The organism is Nocardia sp. NPDC057668 (assembly GCF_042799795.1).
In the GTDB taxonomy this organism is placed as follows: domain Bacteria; phylum Actinomycetota; class Actinomycetes; order Mycobacteriales; family Mycobacteriaceae; genus Nocardia.
Genome location: NZ_JBHVIC010000003.1, coordinates 367,171 through 381,208, shown reverse-complemented (window position 1 = coordinate 381,208; position 14,038 = coordinate 367,171). Strand labels below are relative to the sequence as shown.

General features: G+C 68.1%; 15 protein-coding genes. 5 read left to right on the top strand and 10 right to left on the bottom strand.

The genetic code is table 11. The features are described 5' to 3' along the window. Positions 1 to 111 precede the first annotated feature (111 nt). Together ACFVBH_RS20315 and ACFVBH_RS20310 are read right to left on the bottom strand one after the other, a co-directional pair. Positions 112 to 285, bottom strand: coding sequence for a hypothetical protein (locus tag ACFVBH_RS20315; RefSeq protein WP_379003373.1), 174 nt, complete (start codon positions 283 to 285; stop codon positions 112 to 114). 107 nt (positions 286 to 392) lie between these two features. Continuing rightward, positions 393 to 770, bottom strand: coding sequence for a DoxX family protein (locus ACFVBH_RS20310; RefSeq protein WP_354990486.1), 378 nt, complete (start codon positions 768 to 770; stop codon positions 393 to 395). Positions 771 to 899: 129 nt separating this feature from the next. Between ACFVBH_RS20310 and ACFVBH_RS20305 the strand changes: the two genes are divergently transcribed. Together ACFVBH_RS20305 and ACFVBH_RS20300 are read left to right on the top strand one after the other, a co-directional pair. After that, positions 900 to 1,790 (top strand): LysR family transcriptional regulator, encoded by an 891-nt coding sequence (locus tag ACFVBH_RS20305; protein WP_379003368.1) that lies wholly within the window; start codon positions 900 to 902, stop codon positions 1,788 to 1,790. Between the two features lie 80 nt (positions 1,791 to 1,870). Then, the gene (locus tag ACFVBH_RS20300) at positions 1,871 to 3,346 is read left to right on the top strand and encodes an amidase (protein WP_379003366.1); all 1,476 of its coding nucleotides are present in this window, start codon (positions 1,871 to 1,873) and stop codon (positions 3,344 to 3,346) included. A 167-nt stretch (positions 3,347 to 3,513) separates the two neighbouring features. Here ACFVBH_RS20300 and ACFVBH_RS20295 read toward each other — a convergent pair whose 3' ends face one another. The 4 genes from ACFVBH_RS20295 to ACFVBH_RS20280 form a co-directional block, all read right to left on the bottom strand. After that, positions 3,514 to 3,672 (bottom strand): hypothetical protein, encoded by a 159-nt coding sequence (locus tag ACFVBH_RS20295; protein WP_379003364.1) that lies wholly within the window; start codon positions 3,670 to 3,672, stop codon positions 3,514 to 3,516. Between the two features lie 400 nt (positions 3,673 to 4,072). Further along, entirely contained in the window at positions 4,073 to 4,765 is a 693-nt protein-coding gene (locus ACFVBH_RS20290) for a type 1 glutamine amidotransferase domain-containing protein (RefSeq protein WP_379003362.1), read from the bottom strand. Positions 4,766 to 4,820: 55 nt separating this feature from the next. Further along, positions 4,821 to 5,735, bottom strand: coding sequence for an acetoacetate decarboxylase family protein (locus ACFVBH_RS20285; RefSeq protein ID WP_379003358.1), 915 nt, complete (start codon positions 5,733 to 5,735; stop codon positions 4,821 to 4,823). Between the two features lie 83 nt (positions 5,736 to 5,818). Then, the gene (locus tag ACFVBH_RS20280) at positions 5,819 to 6,394 is read right to left on the bottom strand and encodes a TetR/AcrR family transcriptional regulator (protein WP_379003356.1); all 576 of its coding nucleotides are present in this window, start codon (positions 6,392 to 6,394) and stop codon (positions 5,819 to 5,821) included. Positions 6,395 to 6,456: 62 nt separating this feature from the next. On the opposite strand from ACFVBH_RS20280, the gene ACFVBH_RS20275 reads away from it, so the two are divergent. Continuing rightward, positions 6,457 to 7,749: an NADH:flavin oxidoreductase/NADH oxidase family protein gene (locus ACFVBH_RS20275; protein WP_379003353.1), complete on the top strand. Its 1,293-nt coding sequence runs from the start codon at positions 6,457 to 6,459 to the stop codon at positions 7,747 to 7,749. A gap of 91 nt (positions 7,750 to 7,840) precedes the next feature. Beyond that, positions 7,841 to 9,079, top strand: a complete 1,239-nt coding sequence (locus ACFVBH_RS20270) for a thiolase family protein (RefSeq protein WP_379003351.1) — start codon at positions 7,841 to 7,843, stop codon at positions 9,077 to 9,079. A 58-nt stretch (positions 9,080 to 9,137) separates the two neighbouring features. Here the strand turns inward: ACFVBH_RS20270 and ACFVBH_RS20265 are convergent, their stop codons facing one another. The 3 genes from ACFVBH_RS20265 to ACFVBH_RS20255 all read right to left on the bottom strand — a co-directional run bounded on the left by ACFVBH_RS20265 (position 9,138) and on the right by ACFVBH_RS20255 (position 10,834). After that, positions 9,138 to 9,530, bottom strand: a complete 393-nt coding sequence (locus tag ACFVBH_RS20265) for a DUF4259 domain-containing protein (protein WP_379003348.1) — start codon at positions 9,528 to 9,530, stop codon at positions 9,138 to 9,140. A gap of 88 nt (positions 9,531 to 9,618) precedes the next feature. After that, on the bottom strand, positions 9,619 to 10,059 hold the full coding sequence (locus ACFVBH_RS20260; protein WP_379003346.1) for a hypothetical protein: 441 nt from the start codon (positions 10,057 to 10,059) through the stop codon (positions 9,619 to 9,621). A 214-nt stretch (positions 10,060 to 10,273) separates the two neighbouring features. Then, complete coding sequence (locus tag ACFVBH_RS20255) at positions 10,274 to 10,834, bottom strand: DUF6881 domain-containing protein (RefSeq protein WP_379003344.1); 561 nt, start codon at positions 10,832 to 10,834, stop codon at positions 10,274 to 10,276. Positions 10,835 to 10,894: 60 nt separating this feature from the next. Here ACFVBH_RS20255 and ACFVBH_RS20250 point away from each other — a divergent pair, with 60 nt between their 5' ends. Then, on the top strand, positions 10,895 to 13,021 hold the full coding sequence (locus ACFVBH_RS20250; protein ID WP_379003342.1) for an Hsp70 family protein: 2,127 nt from the start codon (positions 10,895 to 10,897) through the stop codon (positions 13,019 to 13,021). Positions 13,022 to 13,048: 27 nt separating this feature from the next. On the opposite strand, the gene ACFVBH_RS20245 is transcribed toward ACFVBH_RS20250, so the two are convergent. Continuing rightward, complete coding sequence (locus ACFVBH_RS20245) at positions 13,049 to 13,933, bottom strand: virginiamycin B lyase (protein ID WP_379004549.1); 885 nt, start codon at positions 13,931 to 13,933, stop codon at positions 13,049 to 13,051. Between the last annotated feature and the right edge of the window lie 105 nt (positions 13,934 to 14,038).

The window sequence follows — 14,038 nt, the reverse complement described above, 5'->3', positions numbered from 1 at the left end:
CCGCTAGCGGCCGATTCGCCAGGGTGGCCACGCCCTGACGCCCGGCAGCGTTGTAAGACCCTGTCGGGCAATGGTTTCCGGCCGGGCATGCCGGGAGCCTCGGATACCGCGCTATCCGCCGTAGAGCCGGATGAAGTCCTGGGCCGGGTCGACCATCGGAACCGTGTAGTTCGACGAACCCCCGTCGACCTGTGTCTCCTCGACGTACCGCGCCGGCTCGGGCGGTAGCTTCCGCCATTTGGCGCGCGGATCGTCGACCTGCTCCGGATGAGTGTCCGATGACATGACGTCCCCCTTCGAAATCACGTCACTTCATCGTACCCGGCCGGCGGCGGCCTCCTCGGTACGTTGTGGTGCAGCGGAAGACGCCTGCGCGGGCCCGGCGGGCCGGATCAGAACGGCTCGAGGGCGAGCCGGCCGACGACGATGAACACCGCCAGGGCGAGGTAGATCGCGTTCACCGCAACGAGTTTGGGCTGGTGGTGCCGAGCGTGGGTCCGCATCGCGCCGATCATGAGCAGAATCCACGCGCAGGCGGTCACGACCACCATGATCGGGAGGATGTCCAGGACCGCGGGCAGGATGAGCCCGAGGGCGGCCAGCAATTCGGCGACGCCCAGGGTCTTGATGAAGCCGGGCGTGAAGTCGGCGGTCCACTCCCCACCGTGAGCGGCGGCCAGTTTCTGCTTGGGCAGGAAGGTCTTGGTCAGGCCGCCTGCGAAGGCGACGACCGCCAGCAGACCGGCGGCGATCCATAGTGCGACGTTCACGTGCTGCTCCAATTGCGTTGCGGGAAAGCTGGTTCGGGGCGGGTCCCCGGTGCTTGTTTCAGCATCGAGGCAGGTCAGGCGTCGAACAAGGTAGGGTTCGTGCACCTATCAATAACCCTGGAGTTATCAGTGGAGCTACGCGACATCGAGATCTTCCTGACCCTGTCCGAGGAATTGCACTTCGGCCGGACCGCCGAGCGATTGCACGTGTCGCAGGCGCGGGTCAGTCAGGCGGTGCGCAAACAGGAGCGGCGGATCGGGGTGGAACTGTTCGACCGCACCAGCCGCAGTGTGCGGCTCACCCCCGTGGGCCGTCGCCTGCGAGAGGATCTCCAGCAGGTTCAGGACCTGCTGCACGCGGCGCTCGCGCGCGCCGAAGCGGCTGGGATCGGCAGCGGTAGTACATTGCGACTCGGCCTGTTCGGGCACGCCGGACACGAGTTGCGCACCCTGCTGGACGCCTATGCCACCCGGCACCCGGGCGCGGAGGTGAGCTTCGCCGAGATCAACGGCGTCGACGCCTTCACATCGCTGCGCGCCGGCGACAACGACGTGAACGTGCTGTGGCTCCCGGTCACCGAGCCCGATCTCACGGTCGGCCCAACCGTGCTCACCGGCGGCCGGGTGCTGGCCGTGTCGTCCGAGCACCCGCTGGCCGCGCGGGGCGTCGCCTCGCTCGAGGACCTGGCGGACAACCGGGTCGCCGACCTGGGACCCGATGCGCCCGAATACTGGGTCGCGGCGATGGTTCCCACGCACACGCCACTGGGACGCCGCATTCCGCGCGGCCCGATCGCCCGCACCTTCCACGAACTCCTGTCCCTGGTCGCCACCGGGCAGTGCGTGCATCCGCTCGGTGAGATCGCGGCCCGCTACAACAGTCCGCCGGGCATCACCTTCCTGCCCATGCCCGACGCCCCCGCGCTGCAGTGGGCGCTCGTCTGGCGAAGCACCGCGGACAACCCCGCCATCCGCGCGCTGGCCACGCTCGCGACCGAGACCGGCCCGATTCGATTGTGACGACTCGGTTTTCCGGGTCGTGCGGGGTTGCCGTCGAAAGCATTTTATGGCTCCGGCAACCCGCCGCTAGCGTCGAATTCATGGAATGGAGCTTTCTTTCGGCCGGAGAACTCGGCGCCGCTCTGCGTGCGGGTGAAGTGACCTCGGTGGAACTCACCGACGAGGCGATCGCCAGAATCGAGCGTGCGGACAAGGCGATCAACGCGATCTGCGTGCCTGATTTCGACCGGGCACGGGCCGCCGCACGCGATGCCGACCGCGCCCGTGCCCGCGGCGCGGACGGCCCGCTGCTCGGCATCCCGGTGACGGTCAAAGAGTCCTACAACATGGCCGGACTACCCACCACCTGGGGCATTCCGCAGTACGCGAACCATATCGCCGCCGAGGACGCGGTGCAGGTCTCGCGGTTGAAAGCCGCGGGCGCGGTGCTGCTCGGCAAGACCAATGTCCCGATGACACTGCGAGATATCCAGAGCTTCAACGACATTTACGGCGTCACCAACAATCCGTGGGATCACAGCCGCACCTCCGGCGGCTCGTCCGGCGGTTCGGCGGCCGCCCTGGCCGCGGGCTTCGGCCCCCTGTCGATCGGCTCCGACCTGGCCGGATCCCTGCGCACCCCGGCGCACTTCTGCGGCGTCTACGCGCACAAACCGACCCTCGGCCTCGCCCCGACCCGCGGCATGGTCGCACCGCCCGCGCAACCGCTGCCGATCGACCTCGATCTCGCCGTTGTCGGCCCGATGGCGCGCACGGCCCGCGACCTCACCCGGCTGCTCGACGTCATGGCCGGCCCCGACCCCCTCACCCACGGCATCGGCTACGACATCGCGCTTCCCCCCGCGCGGCACGACCGACTCCCGGACTTCCGCGTCCTGGTCATCGAGGATCACCCGCTCATCCCCACCGGATCGGCGGTGCGGGCGGGCGTCAATCGGGTCGCCCAGGCCCTCATCGACGCCGGTGCACGCGTCGAACGGCACAGCTCGCTGCTCCCGGATCTCACCGAGGCCGCGACGGCCTACATGCTCCTGATGATGTCGAACGCCGCCGCCAATCTGCCCGCCGACGTCTATGAACAGCTGCGAGCCCACGCCGCCACCCTGAGCCCGGCCGACCGGACCCTCGACGCGGCGCGCCTGCGCGGCATGGTGCTCAGCCATCGAGAGTGGGTCGAGGCGAACAACATCCGCGAGATCCACCGCGATCAGTGGCGCAGGCTTTTCGCCGAGTTCGACGCCGTGGTCTGCCCCATCACGCCGACCCCGGCGTTCCCGCACGACCACAGCGGCGGTCTGGACAGCCGTCGTATCGATATCGACGGCGCCGACCACCCGTACTTCGACCAGCTCGTCTGGGCGGGCGTGGCCACCATGCCCGGTCTGCCCGCAACCGCGATCCCGGCGGGCCGCTCGCCGGCGGGCCTGCCGGTGGGGGTGCAGCTCATCGGCCCGATGTTCGAAGACCGCACCCCGTTGCGCCTGGCCGAACTGCTGGAGCGGGAGATCGGCGGTTTTGAGAAGCCGGAACTGATACTGCCGCAACCGGATTGCTGATCACCGCACTCGATCACGCGGTGCTCCAGGCGAACCCGGCCGCCACGCCGGTAGACGGTGTGCCGGCCTGGACGGGCTCGTCGCCCGAATTCTCCTGGAGTCCTGCCGAGCGCTGTCGAGCCCCGTCAGCGCCCGGCCGAGTGATAACTGTTCGGCCGGAACAGGACTCAGCGTGAGCGCTGAACCACCCCGTCGAGCACGGCTGTCCACTCCGCGGGATCGGCCACGATGAATCCGTACTCGCCATCGGACGTGGTGACGACGAGGTGGGTCGTGCCCCCGTGAACCGCGCCGTTGAAACCCTTGGACTCGCGAACGCCGGTCATCGCGGACACCGGAATCTCGACGAGTCGCGACGTGGCGGTGCGGAAGACGAGCCGGCGGGCGGTGGAGCCCCATCTGTCCGGTGTTCTTGACCTTGGGCGCACCGGGGACCGTGGAGCCCCGGTAGCTACCGCGTTCCATGGGCCGAATGATCGTCTCGGCGGCCATGCTCGCGGCCAATTCCCGATCGAGCCGCTCGTTCTCGCGCCGGAAGTGGAGCACGACGGGAACGATCCAGAGCAGCTGGACGACCAGCACCGCCAGGACGATGCCGATCACCAGGAGCGCGACGTTCACGGCGGTCTCCGTTCTTTCGACGACGACGGCCCGTGCCGCCACCCGCGAGAATCGTAAGCCTGATCTGCGCCGCGAGGGCGAGCATCGCCCCCGGCGTCGCGGAGACTACTTCGAGCCCAGCCGGTCGGCGATCGCCAGCGCCGTCCGCTTGGCCGAGCCGGGGTTCTGCCCGGTCACCAGATTCCCGTCCACGACGGTGTACGGAACGAACGGCAGCTTGGCCTTCTCGTACAGTGCGCCGCGCTTCTTCATCTCGGCCTCGGCGTTGTAGGGCACGAGCTGGTTCACGCGCGCCAGCACCTCCTCCTGCCAGGCGAACCCGGTGAGCTTTCGCCCGGCGACGAGGTGACTCCCGTCGGACAGCGTGGTCTCGAGCAACCCGCAGTAACCGTGGCAGACCGAGGCGACGATCCCGCCGCGTTCGTAGATCTCCCGGGTGAGTCGTTGCAGCCCGGTGTTGCCGGGGAAGTCGTACATGACAGCGTGCCCGCCCGTGAAGAAGATGGCGTCATAGTCGTTCGAGTCGATCTCCTCGGGGGCGACGGTGTTCTCCAGCAACGCCATTCGTGCCGGGTCTCGATGCCAGGCTTTCGCGGACCTGTCGTAGTTGGGGAACTTCAGCGACCGTGGCTCCAGCGGAACGTGCCCGCCGGACGGGCTGACCAGGGTCTGCTCGAATCCGTTCGCGGCGAACACATCCCAGGCATGCGAGAGCTCGGACAACCACAACCCGGTCGGATGTGACGGGTCGTCGTAGTGGCCCACGTTGGTGACGACGGTCAATATGCGCTCGACCATGGCTGACCTTCCTCCGGTGCGGTCGCGGGGGTGATGTGTTCGATCGTCTTCGTGCTCATCCGGCCGACCGGACGGATGTGGGAACGGGCATGTGCAGGGCGTTCTGCCCCGCGGTCATGACGTCGAGTCGAATTGTCCGCAGCGGTCGCAGTGAGCGGATGTCGTCCGAGATCCGTCCGGCGCCGAGTCGCAAATCCACTCCTCCGGGAAGATGTGCGGCGCCGGTCGACAGGACGTTGGTCTGACTCGAGGTCGAATGCCAGGCCCCGTTGATCGTGGTGTACGAGGTCAGGCTCGAAACCCGCTCACCCGAGCCGACTTCGGTCTGCCGCGGCGTGCGCGCGGACAAGCTCACGTCAGTATCGCTGTCCGCGTTCGCGACCCGGGCCGCGACGCGCCGGTCGTCGATGTCCACGTCGATGTCGGTGACCCACTTGGGGAATCCGTACCCGTCGTGCCCGCGCACCTGGGCGATGTCGCTGCTGACGGGCAGCGAGAGCACATACGAATGCAGGTGATCGTTCTTCAGGCCGGTGAGCAGATCTAGGAATCCCGCGCCGCCGTGGCGCGCGGGCCGCACGCCGATGCCGACCGCCGCCTCGGTGTAGAAGTCGATGTCGCACACCTCGTAGCGGAAGAACATCACCGACACGAGCCCGAGTCCGGGCGCGAGTCGCAGCGGAGCCAGTTCCCGGGGCAGGCGTTTCCGGATCGCGGGCAGCGGCGCGATCATCGTCAGGCGCGCGGTGGAGATCCGGTAGTAGAAGTTCGGTGTCCAGGTCGGCCCGATCGGCGAGTCGACGCGGGTTTTCGGCAGCCGCCGGAAGAAGTCGACCCCGCTGACCCGCGGATCCGTCGCCACGGCGTCCAGATCCGTGTTCATCCGGTAGCGGTCGTACAGTCCGCCCTTCGGGACGGCGACCGAACGGCCGCCCAGCTCTACGACGACCTGTTGTGCTGTGGGTGCCATACCAACCCCCTCATGTTGACGATGCTTACATCGATGAGGCTAGGGGTAGATGTAAGCATCGTCAACATCCCGGGATGTCGCGGTTACCTGGCTGTCGTGAGGATCGCGGAGAACGCCGCGCGCACCTGATCGGCCCTCGTGTCGGCGGAGTCCGCCGCCAGCTTGCCGTCCAGATACAGGCAGGCCAGACCGTGTGCGAGACCCCAGCCCGCCGCGGCCAGCGCTTCGCGATCGCCATCGGGAAAAACCAGTCCCATGCCGAAGCGCAGCAGTTCGTGGATCTCCTCCGCCGCCACCGCTCGGTCCTCGTCGGACTTGTCGCAGGGGTTCCCGAACATCAGCCGGAACAGTGCCGGCCTGCGCAGGGCGAATTCGACATAGGTCACCGCGAAATCGCCGAGTTGGCCGGGCGCCGTGGGCAACTCGCGTCCGTCGAGCAGGTCCGCCTTCAGGTCGCGCAGCCCCTGTGCCGCCAAGGCCGATTCGAGCGCCTCGCGGTCCGCGAAGTGGCGATACGGCGCGGTGGGGGAGACGCCCGCCTCGCGTGCGACCGCGCGCAGCGAGAACGGTTCACCGGCCTCGAGCATGCGCATCGCGGCGGTCAGGAGCGAGGCTCGCAGGTCGCCGTGATGGTAACCACCCTTCGCTGAAGTTGACACTGCTTACATTCCTTTCTAGCCTCATGTTAGCAATGTAAACATACCGCATGTGGGAGCAACCGATGTCAGTGACACCCCCTACCTCGGGCGAGCTCGACGAGGCCGTTCGCACCTCGCCGGTGTTCACCCCGTTCACCCTCCCGAACGGCGCGACGATTCCGAACCGGCTGGCCAAGGCCGCGATGGAGGAGAACATGGCCGCGGCCGGTCAGCTCCCCGGTGAGGCCCTGTTCCGGCTGTACCGCCGCTGGAGCCACGGCGGCGCGGGCTTGATCATCACCGGCAACGTCATGGTGCACGCCGAGGCGCTCACCGGTCCGGGTGGTGTTGTCCTGGACAAGGATTCGCCGCTCGAACCGTTCCAGGAGTGGGCGACCGCGGCCAAGAGCGGCGGCGCTCGGGTATGGATGCAGATCAACCATCCGGGCCGGCAGATCCGCGCGGACATGCCCGGCGTCGCGTGGGCGCCCTCGGCGATCCGGGTCGATATCGGGCGCAACAGCGGGCGGTTCGCGGAGCCGGTGGAGATGAACGCGGAACAGATCGAACAGACCGTGCGCCGCTTCGCCGAGACCGCGCGCCGGGCCGAGGCCGCCGGGTTCGACGGGGTGGAAATCCATGCCGCACACGGCTATCTGCTCTCGCAGTTCCTCTCGCCGCTGTCCAACCGGCGTTCCGATCGGTGGGGCGGGTCGCTGGAGAATCGGGCACGGCTGCTGCTCGACATCGTGCGGGCGGTGCGGGCCGCGGTCGCGCCCGGCTTCGCCGTCGCGGTGAAACTGAACTCCGCCGACTTCCAGCGCGGTGGCTTCGACGCCGACGATGCCGCCGCGGTGATCGCGCTGCTGGCCCCGCTCGGCGTGGACGTCGTCGAACTCTCCGGCGGCAGCTACGAGGCCCCCGCCATGACCGGGCAGGCCGGTGACGAGCGCACCCGCTCGCGCGAGGCGTACTTCCTCGGGCTGGCCGAGGATCTCGCCGCGACCAGCCCGGTGCCGCTGATGCTGACCGGCGGGGTCGCCCGGCTGCCGGTGGCCGAGGAAATCCTTTCCGGCGGAATAGATCTCGTGGGCATGGGCAGCGCGCTGGCCATGGATCCCGGCCTGCCGAATCGCTGGCGGCACGATGCCTCGGCCCGGGTCGTGCTCACCCCGGTGCGGATCGCGGACAAGGCCGTCGCGTCCGCCGCGGGCATGGCGCGGATCCGGCAGCAGCTGCGCCGCCTCGGGGCGGGCCGGAACCCGCGTCCGGGCATCGGTCCGGTCGGGTCGCTGGTGCGGGAAACCCTGCTGCAGCGGGGTGCGCTGCGGCGCTACCGGCGCTGGCTGGGCGGACGCACCCCGGTAGCTCCGTGAAAGTCCTTCGCGTGGAACCTCGCACTGGCTGGCAAGATCGAAAACGCTGGCTTGGTCTATGCAGCTTCGAGGAACGATCGAAGGAGATGTGATGACGGAAGCGTTCGTGCTCGGTGGTGTTCGGACCCCGTTCGCTCGATACGGCGGGTCGCTGTCGCACATTCGGGCCGACGACCTGCTGGGGATGACCATGAAGGGCGCGTGCGAGCGCGTCGGCGTGGGTCTGGATCAGATCGAGGACATCATCGCGGGCTGTGTGAATCCCGCGCACGAGGGAATGGGCGATGTCGCGCGCTGGGCCGCGCTGGCGGCCGGTTTTCCGGACACCGCGGCCGGTGCGACGATCAACCGGTTCTGCGGGTCCTCACTCAGCGCGACGGTCAATATCGCGCACGCGATCAAGGCCGGGGATCTGGGTGTCGGGATCGCGTGCGGCGTCGAGTCGATGTCGCGGTCGGGCTGGGCGTATATGAAGGGCGACAGCGCTTTCGGGCCGCGTGGGCCGCAGATCCTGCTCGACACCATGTGGGCGGGGGCCGGTGGTCCGGCGAATCCGACGCTGCTGGCGCGCAACGCCTACATCGGAATGATCGAGACCGCGCAGAAAGTGGCCGACCGCTACGGGATGACGCGCGAGGAGATCGACGCGTTCGCACTCCGCACGCAGCGTAATGCGTTGGCGGCCAGGGACTCGGGCCGACTGGCCAAGGAGATCATGCCGGTTGAGATCGCCGGGACCCGCACGACGCCCGCGCGGTTGTTCGAACACGACGAGTTCATCCGGGCGGACACCACGGCCGAGGGCCTGGCCGCGCTGCGTCCGCAGCCCGGCACGACCCAGATGACCGCGGGCAACTCGACGCCGTTGACCGACGGTGCCAGCGCCCTGATCCTGGCCTCGGGCGAGCGCGCGGCCGAACTCGGTGTGGAGCCGCTGGCCCGGGTGGTGTCATCCGCCGTGTACGGGATCGATCCGCAGTTCATGGGTCTGGCCCCGGCGTGGGCGTTGCCGTTGGCGTTGCAGCGGGCCGGTCTCGCCCCCGAGCAGATCGACGTGTGGGAGGTGCACGAGGCGTTCAGTGCCCAGGCGCTCGGCGTGCTGCGCGAACTTCCCAATCAGCTGGGCGGTTTCACCGTTCCCGACGAGAAGCTGACCCCCAACGGCGGGGCGGTGGCGATCGGCCATCCCTTCGGTGCGACCGGCGCCCGGTACGTGCTGACCTTGGCCACCGAACTGCGCGAACGCAATGCGCGATACGGGGCGATCGGGGTGTGCATCGGCTCGGGCCAGGGTGTGGCGATCGTGCTGGAGAACCCGGCCGCCGCCTGATCCCGAAGCCGTCTCGAGGCGGTCTGCGCTCGCGCCGCCGGCCGCCTCGACATCGCTTCTAGCCGTTCATCTCTCGCTCGCGGACGGTAGCCAGCTCGATGGCCCGATCGAACGTGCCGGCGAGCACGGCTCGGCGCGCGGTCTTGAATTCCGCGTCGGGCCCGAGCTCGTCGATGTATCCGTCCCACACCCGCAGGTACCGCTCCCGCCACTCGCCCAGCACCGCCACCGACGGGAATGTCGTTCCCACCCTTGCGGGTTCGGCCAACTGTACGAGCACTTCCAGCCAGGCGGGCACCATGTCCCCACCCCACTCGTCGGGTTCGAGCGGGGTGTCGTCCTCGGGGTCCTGAAACTGCTCGCTGATGTTCCCGATGAGCAGATCCGTCAGCTCCCCGAGCCCGTCCGCCGCGGTGTCGCTGTCGAAGTTCCCCGGACCCCAGACTCCCATACCAAACCTCTCCGCCCGACCGCTCGTGGTGCGGGCAGCGTATCAAGATCGCATTCTGCGGTTCGGCCGTGAAGGTATGCCGGTCGCGCTAGTCCTCGAAACCGGTGCGCGCACCGAAGACGAAGCGCACGGCCGCGACGATGACTCCGGCCCAGAGAATCGTCCACACGCCTCGAAAATCCACCCCGTAACCCACCGACTTACAGACGACGGTCAGCAGCCAGCATTTCAGCACGTTCGACGCGATCTCGCTGATCCCGCCGACGTGGATTCGGATCGGGGACAGCATGAAAGCAACCAGCTGGCCCAGCCCGAACAGCGCGTACAACAGCCCCGCGCCCGCGAATGCCAGTGCGGCGCCCCACCCGCCCCACCCCTCGGGCAACACGAGCCGAGCGTCGTCGAGCCACCAGACGGCAGCCGCGATCCCGAGTGCGTTGGCGATGGGCAGCAGGAATCCGCCCGGTGAACAACCGACGCGAACAATGGGCTCCCCGACCCCGAACGCCGGTCCGGCTGCTGGCTCCATCTTCGAATGATATGGCGGGCAACGGTTACCGAGTTATGAATGTGCGTTTCGGTCGCGCAGATCTCCGCTGACTTCGTGATGGTATGCGAAGAGCAACGCGAAATCGGTTGTGCCCGGGAGGACATCGGCCACACATTTGGCAATGAAATTGCGAGGAGATCGAGACTGCTTGCTCCAGCCGGAAAACTGGACTGCGGGCTACAACCGTGAGCGGCTAATCGAGGCCTTCCACGGCGAGCCATTCGGCTTGGAACTCCGAAGGTGCGATCGACTCCAGGACGAAGAGTCGGCCATCGACCGTTTCTGTCAAGGGCAGCACCGGATTCGGATCGATGCGAGTTCGCTCCCCGTCGAAGTCGAAGCTTGCGTTGTCGGCGGAGCCGTCGGGGAAGACCTCGACTCGGCGCGTCTCGTAGCCGTCCGTGCCGACCTCGATGAATATCTCGGCGGGCGTCGCGTCGGACTGTTTCTTCCGGGTGAGTTTCGCGTAGACCATGCTCGGCTCATCGGGCTCGAACGCGTTCAGCACGGCTTGAAAGAGCGGTGAGTTGGTGTCGTGCCGAGCGGTCGTTGGTGTCGCGGCAGCCATCTCCGCGTGCGTGCGATGTGCGGTTGCCGGCCCGGCCGGTTCGGCGAGTGCCGTCGCAATCCACCCGGGGACCGTGTCGCGCGGGTAGAGAACGAGGTCTTCCTCCAAGGCCGCGCCCAACGGGTGTCCCGGGTCCCCGTACTCGAACATCGTGGTGACCTCGCCCGCCGCGATCTCGAGGCGCATGCTGAACCATGTGCCTCGCCCCGGGCGGTACATCGCGTCGCGAAGGGCCATGACCGTGGCGTGCGGGTGGATCCGGGGTGCGGCGTCGATGTCGAGCTCGACCTCGTACCGCAAGCTTCTGCCCGCGGCGATGAACAAGAGGTCCATGGTCGACCAGCCCGGCGGGGCTTGGGCCGAGACCTCGTCGACCAGAGCGCGAATCAAGGTCTGCTGTTGGTCCATGTCGAACGTGATCCATTCACCGGAAGGACATTGCTGCTGCGAGACAGGTTGTCAGACCGCGCTGTTCACTTCGACACCGCGTGCGAGGTCACCGACTTCCAGGGCCGGAGCGCGCGGCGTGACTCCACCACATATCGACCGGCAATGGTGGTCCGGCCCTGGTCGGGAGGCTGCAGTAGATTTGGCCTCGACCGTCAGAGGGTTGGGGGAGACGTGAGTCGAATGATCGGCATCGATCTGGGTACGTCGAAGGCGCTGGCAGCCACGGTGGAGGGCGGGCGCACCGTTCTCATCCCGCCGTCCGAAGGCACGGCTGCCCTGCTGCGCGCGGGCCGGTTCGCCGAGTCGGAGTTGCTGTCCGCGCTGCGCCGGGACGCGGAACAGCAGCTCGGGCAAGCGGTTACCGGCGTGGTGGTGTCGAACCGGGCGGCTGATTCGGATGCCGGTCGGCGTCGGCTGGTGCTCGCCTGCGAATCGGCGGGATTTTCTGCCGTGCGCGTGGTTTCCCCGACGGCCGCGGCGGGTCTGGGGTGGGCCGCGGAGGGCGCGAAGCAGGAGCGCACCGCGGTGATCATCGATCTCGGGCGTGCGGGGTGCGAGGTCGCGGTGGTCAGTGCCCAGGACGGTGTCGCCGAGATGGGCGCCGTGGTGGTGGATTCGGAACTCGGTGGGAGCGCATGGGATCGGCGGATCGCCGATCGACTGGTACAGGCCATTCGACTGCGGTACGGGGTCGATGCGAGCGTGGACACGGTCGTGATGGGGCGACTGCTCGAGGCGGCGGAGTCGGCCAAAGTCGCGCTGTCGAGCGCGCAGAGCGCCGACCTCACGGTGCCGTACATCATCAATGACGCCGCGGGGGAGCCGGTGACGCTCCAGGACGCGGTATCCAGGACCGAATTCGACCGGTCCACAGCGGATTTGGTCGATCGCTGCCGGGATGCGGTGCGCACCGTGCTGAAAGAGTCGTGGAACGTCGACGCCGTGGACGAGGTCGTGCTGGTGGGCGGCGGTGCGCGAATTCCCGCCATCGCCGCCATGATTCGCCAGGAGACCGGGCGGGAACCTGCTCGCCGGATTCTTCCCGAACAGGCGGTGGTGGCTGGCGCCGCGCTGCAGGCGGCCGTGCTGCGGGGTGAGAACCGCGACCTGATTCTGCTGGACACGGCCCGGCGGAGTATCGGAATCGAGCTGGCCGACGGCCGCCTGCACGTGCTGGTGGAACGCGGATCGACCATCGAGACCCGCCGCTCGCTGACCGTCACGACGACGGCGCGGGATCAGCGATCGGTGTTGATCCGAGTGTTCGAGGGCGAGCACCCGGTGGCGCTCGCGAACAGTCTGCTCGGCGAAATGCGGCTCACCGGAATGCCTTCCGGCGCGGCGGGCACGGTGACGATCGAGATCAGCTGCCAGGTCGACGTGGATTCCGTCGTGCGGGTGACGGCGCGGGAGTCAGGGTCGAGTCAGGAACTGACCCTGCATGCGAACGGGCTGACCCCGCCTACCGAGAACCGTTTCCCCGGCACGATCGAGGCGATTGCCGAGCATTCGGCAGCCGATGGCACCGGGCGCGCCACGGCAGCACAGGCATCCACCCCGGAGTCCGTAGCCGCACCCCAGCAGCCGCCGAAGGGCCGCGGCATCGCGAAAGCGGTCGCGATCATCGGTGCCGTCCTGGTCGCCTTGGGCGCGTGGGCCTGGGCCGCGAATTCGCCGTCGGACAATCTCGAATGCGGTGGTAGCACGATGAAATCGGGGGACATCTGCCATAGCTACAGCTATCGCAGCGGCAACAGTTGGGACACCACCTACGACGACAGGGTGGAAGGCGCCGCGAACGTGCGTTCGTCCGGCCGGATCGGTGTTGTCATCGGACTGGTGTTGCTGGTGGCCGGCGGTGTCGGGCTGGTCGCGACCGCACGGCCAGAAGAGTTGCGTCGCAACCAGATGCGCTCCGCCTGACCTGCTTGCGTTCCGACTCCAACTCGGTCACAGGGTGCTCGTGGAGACACGGGCGAGGGCTCCGATCTCCAGCGCGGTCCACAGCGCACCGTCCGGGCCGAGGGTGATGCCGTGTGGTTCGGAGTTGGGGGTCGGGAGGTCATAGGCGGTGAGGGAACCGTCCGAGGTGATCGTGCCGACGCGATTGCCGGCCCATTCGGTGAACCACGGGGTGCCGTCGGCGTCGACCGTGATCGCGTGCGGCCGGGCGGTGCGGTCGGGCAGTGGGAACTCGGTGATCTGCCCGTCCGGAGTGATCCGGCCGATCTGCCCGGCGGCGATCTCGACGAACCACAGCACGCCGTCGCGACCGGCGGCGATCCCGACCGGTGCTGCCGCCTCCGTCGGAAGCCGGTGCAGGACGACCGCACCGTCCATACCGATCCGTCCGATGGCGTTGTCCTGGTTGAGGGTGAACCACATCCCACCGTCGTCACCCGCGGTGATCGCCGAGGGGAATGCGCCGGTGACGGGGAGCGGGAACTCGGTGATGTGACCGTCGACCGTGATTCGCCCGATCCGGTCGGCCGCTGTCTCGGTGAACCACAGCGCACCGTCGGGTCCTGCCGCGATGCCGAACGGTCCGCAGCCGGGGGCGGGTACGTCGAACTCGCGCAGGACGCCGTCGGTGGTGATTCGCCCGATCCGGTCCGCGCGGTACTCGGTGAACCACAGCGCGCCGTCGGGGCCGGGCGTGATGATGGTCGGCCCGCTGTCTGGCGTGACCCGGTGGGTCGCCGGCTGCTCGCCGGGGACCAGCCGGCCGATGTGGCCGCTGTGGACGAGGGTGAACCACAGTGCGCCGTCCGGACCGGTGGTCAGGGCATAGGGTCCGGCGGTGGTGTCGGCCACGGTGTGCTCTTCGATGGACATCCGGTGCGACGGGCTCACAAGAGGTTCCTCCAATTCGTTTTCGCCTGCAATGCTTTCGACGCCGGGCGGTCGATTCCTGCCGGGTGCCCTGCTACGAAAACCGTT

Excerpts from the sequence above, each read along its gene's own strand:
- ACFVBH_RS20265 (WP_379003348.1), bottom strand. The coding sequence starts at position 9,530 with ATGGGAGTCTGGGGTCCGGGGAACTTCGACAGCGACACCGCGGCGGAC.
- ACFVBH_RS20270 (WP_379003351.1), top strand. The coding sequence starts at position 7,841 with ATGACGGAAGCGTTCGTGCTCGGTGGTGTTCGGACCCCGTTCGCTCGA.
- ACFVBH_RS20275 (WP_379003353.1), top strand. The coding sequence starts at position 6,457 with ATGTCAGTGACACCCCCTACCTCGGGCGAGCTCGACGAGGCCGTTCGC.
- ACFVBH_RS20295 (WP_379003364.1), bottom strand. The coding sequence starts at position 3,672 with ATGACCGGCGTTCGCGAGTCCAAGGGTTTCAACGGCGCGGTTCACGGG.
- ACFVBH_RS20315 (WP_379003373.1), bottom strand. The coding sequence starts at position 285 with ATGTCATCGGACACTCATCCGGAGCAGGTCGACGATCCGCGCGCCAAA.
- ACFVBH_RS20260 (WP_379003346.1), bottom strand. The coding sequence starts at position 10,059 with ATGGAGCCAGCAGCCGGACCGGCGTTCGGGGTCGGGGAGCCCATTGTT.
- ACFVBH_RS20245 (WP_379004549.1), bottom strand. The coding sequence starts at position 13,933 with ATGTCCATCGAAGAGCACACCGTGGCCGACACCACCGCCGGACCCTAT.
- ACFVBH_RS20285 (WP_379003358.1), bottom strand. The coding sequence starts at position 5,735 with ATGGCACCCACAGCACAACAGGTCGTCGTAGAGCTGGGCGGCCGTTCG.
- ACFVBH_RS20255 (WP_379003344.1), bottom strand. The coding sequence starts at position 10,834 with ATGCGCCTCGAGATCGCGGCGGGCGAGGTCACCACGATGTTCGAGTAC.
- ACFVBH_RS20290 (WP_379003362.1), bottom strand. The coding sequence starts at position 4,765 with ATGGTCGAGCGCATATTGACCGTCGTCACCAACGTGGGCCACTACGAC.
- ACFVBH_RS20300 (WP_379003366.1), top strand. The coding sequence starts at position 1,871 with ATGGAATGGAGCTTTCTTTCGGCCGGAGAACTCGGCGCCGCTCTGCGT.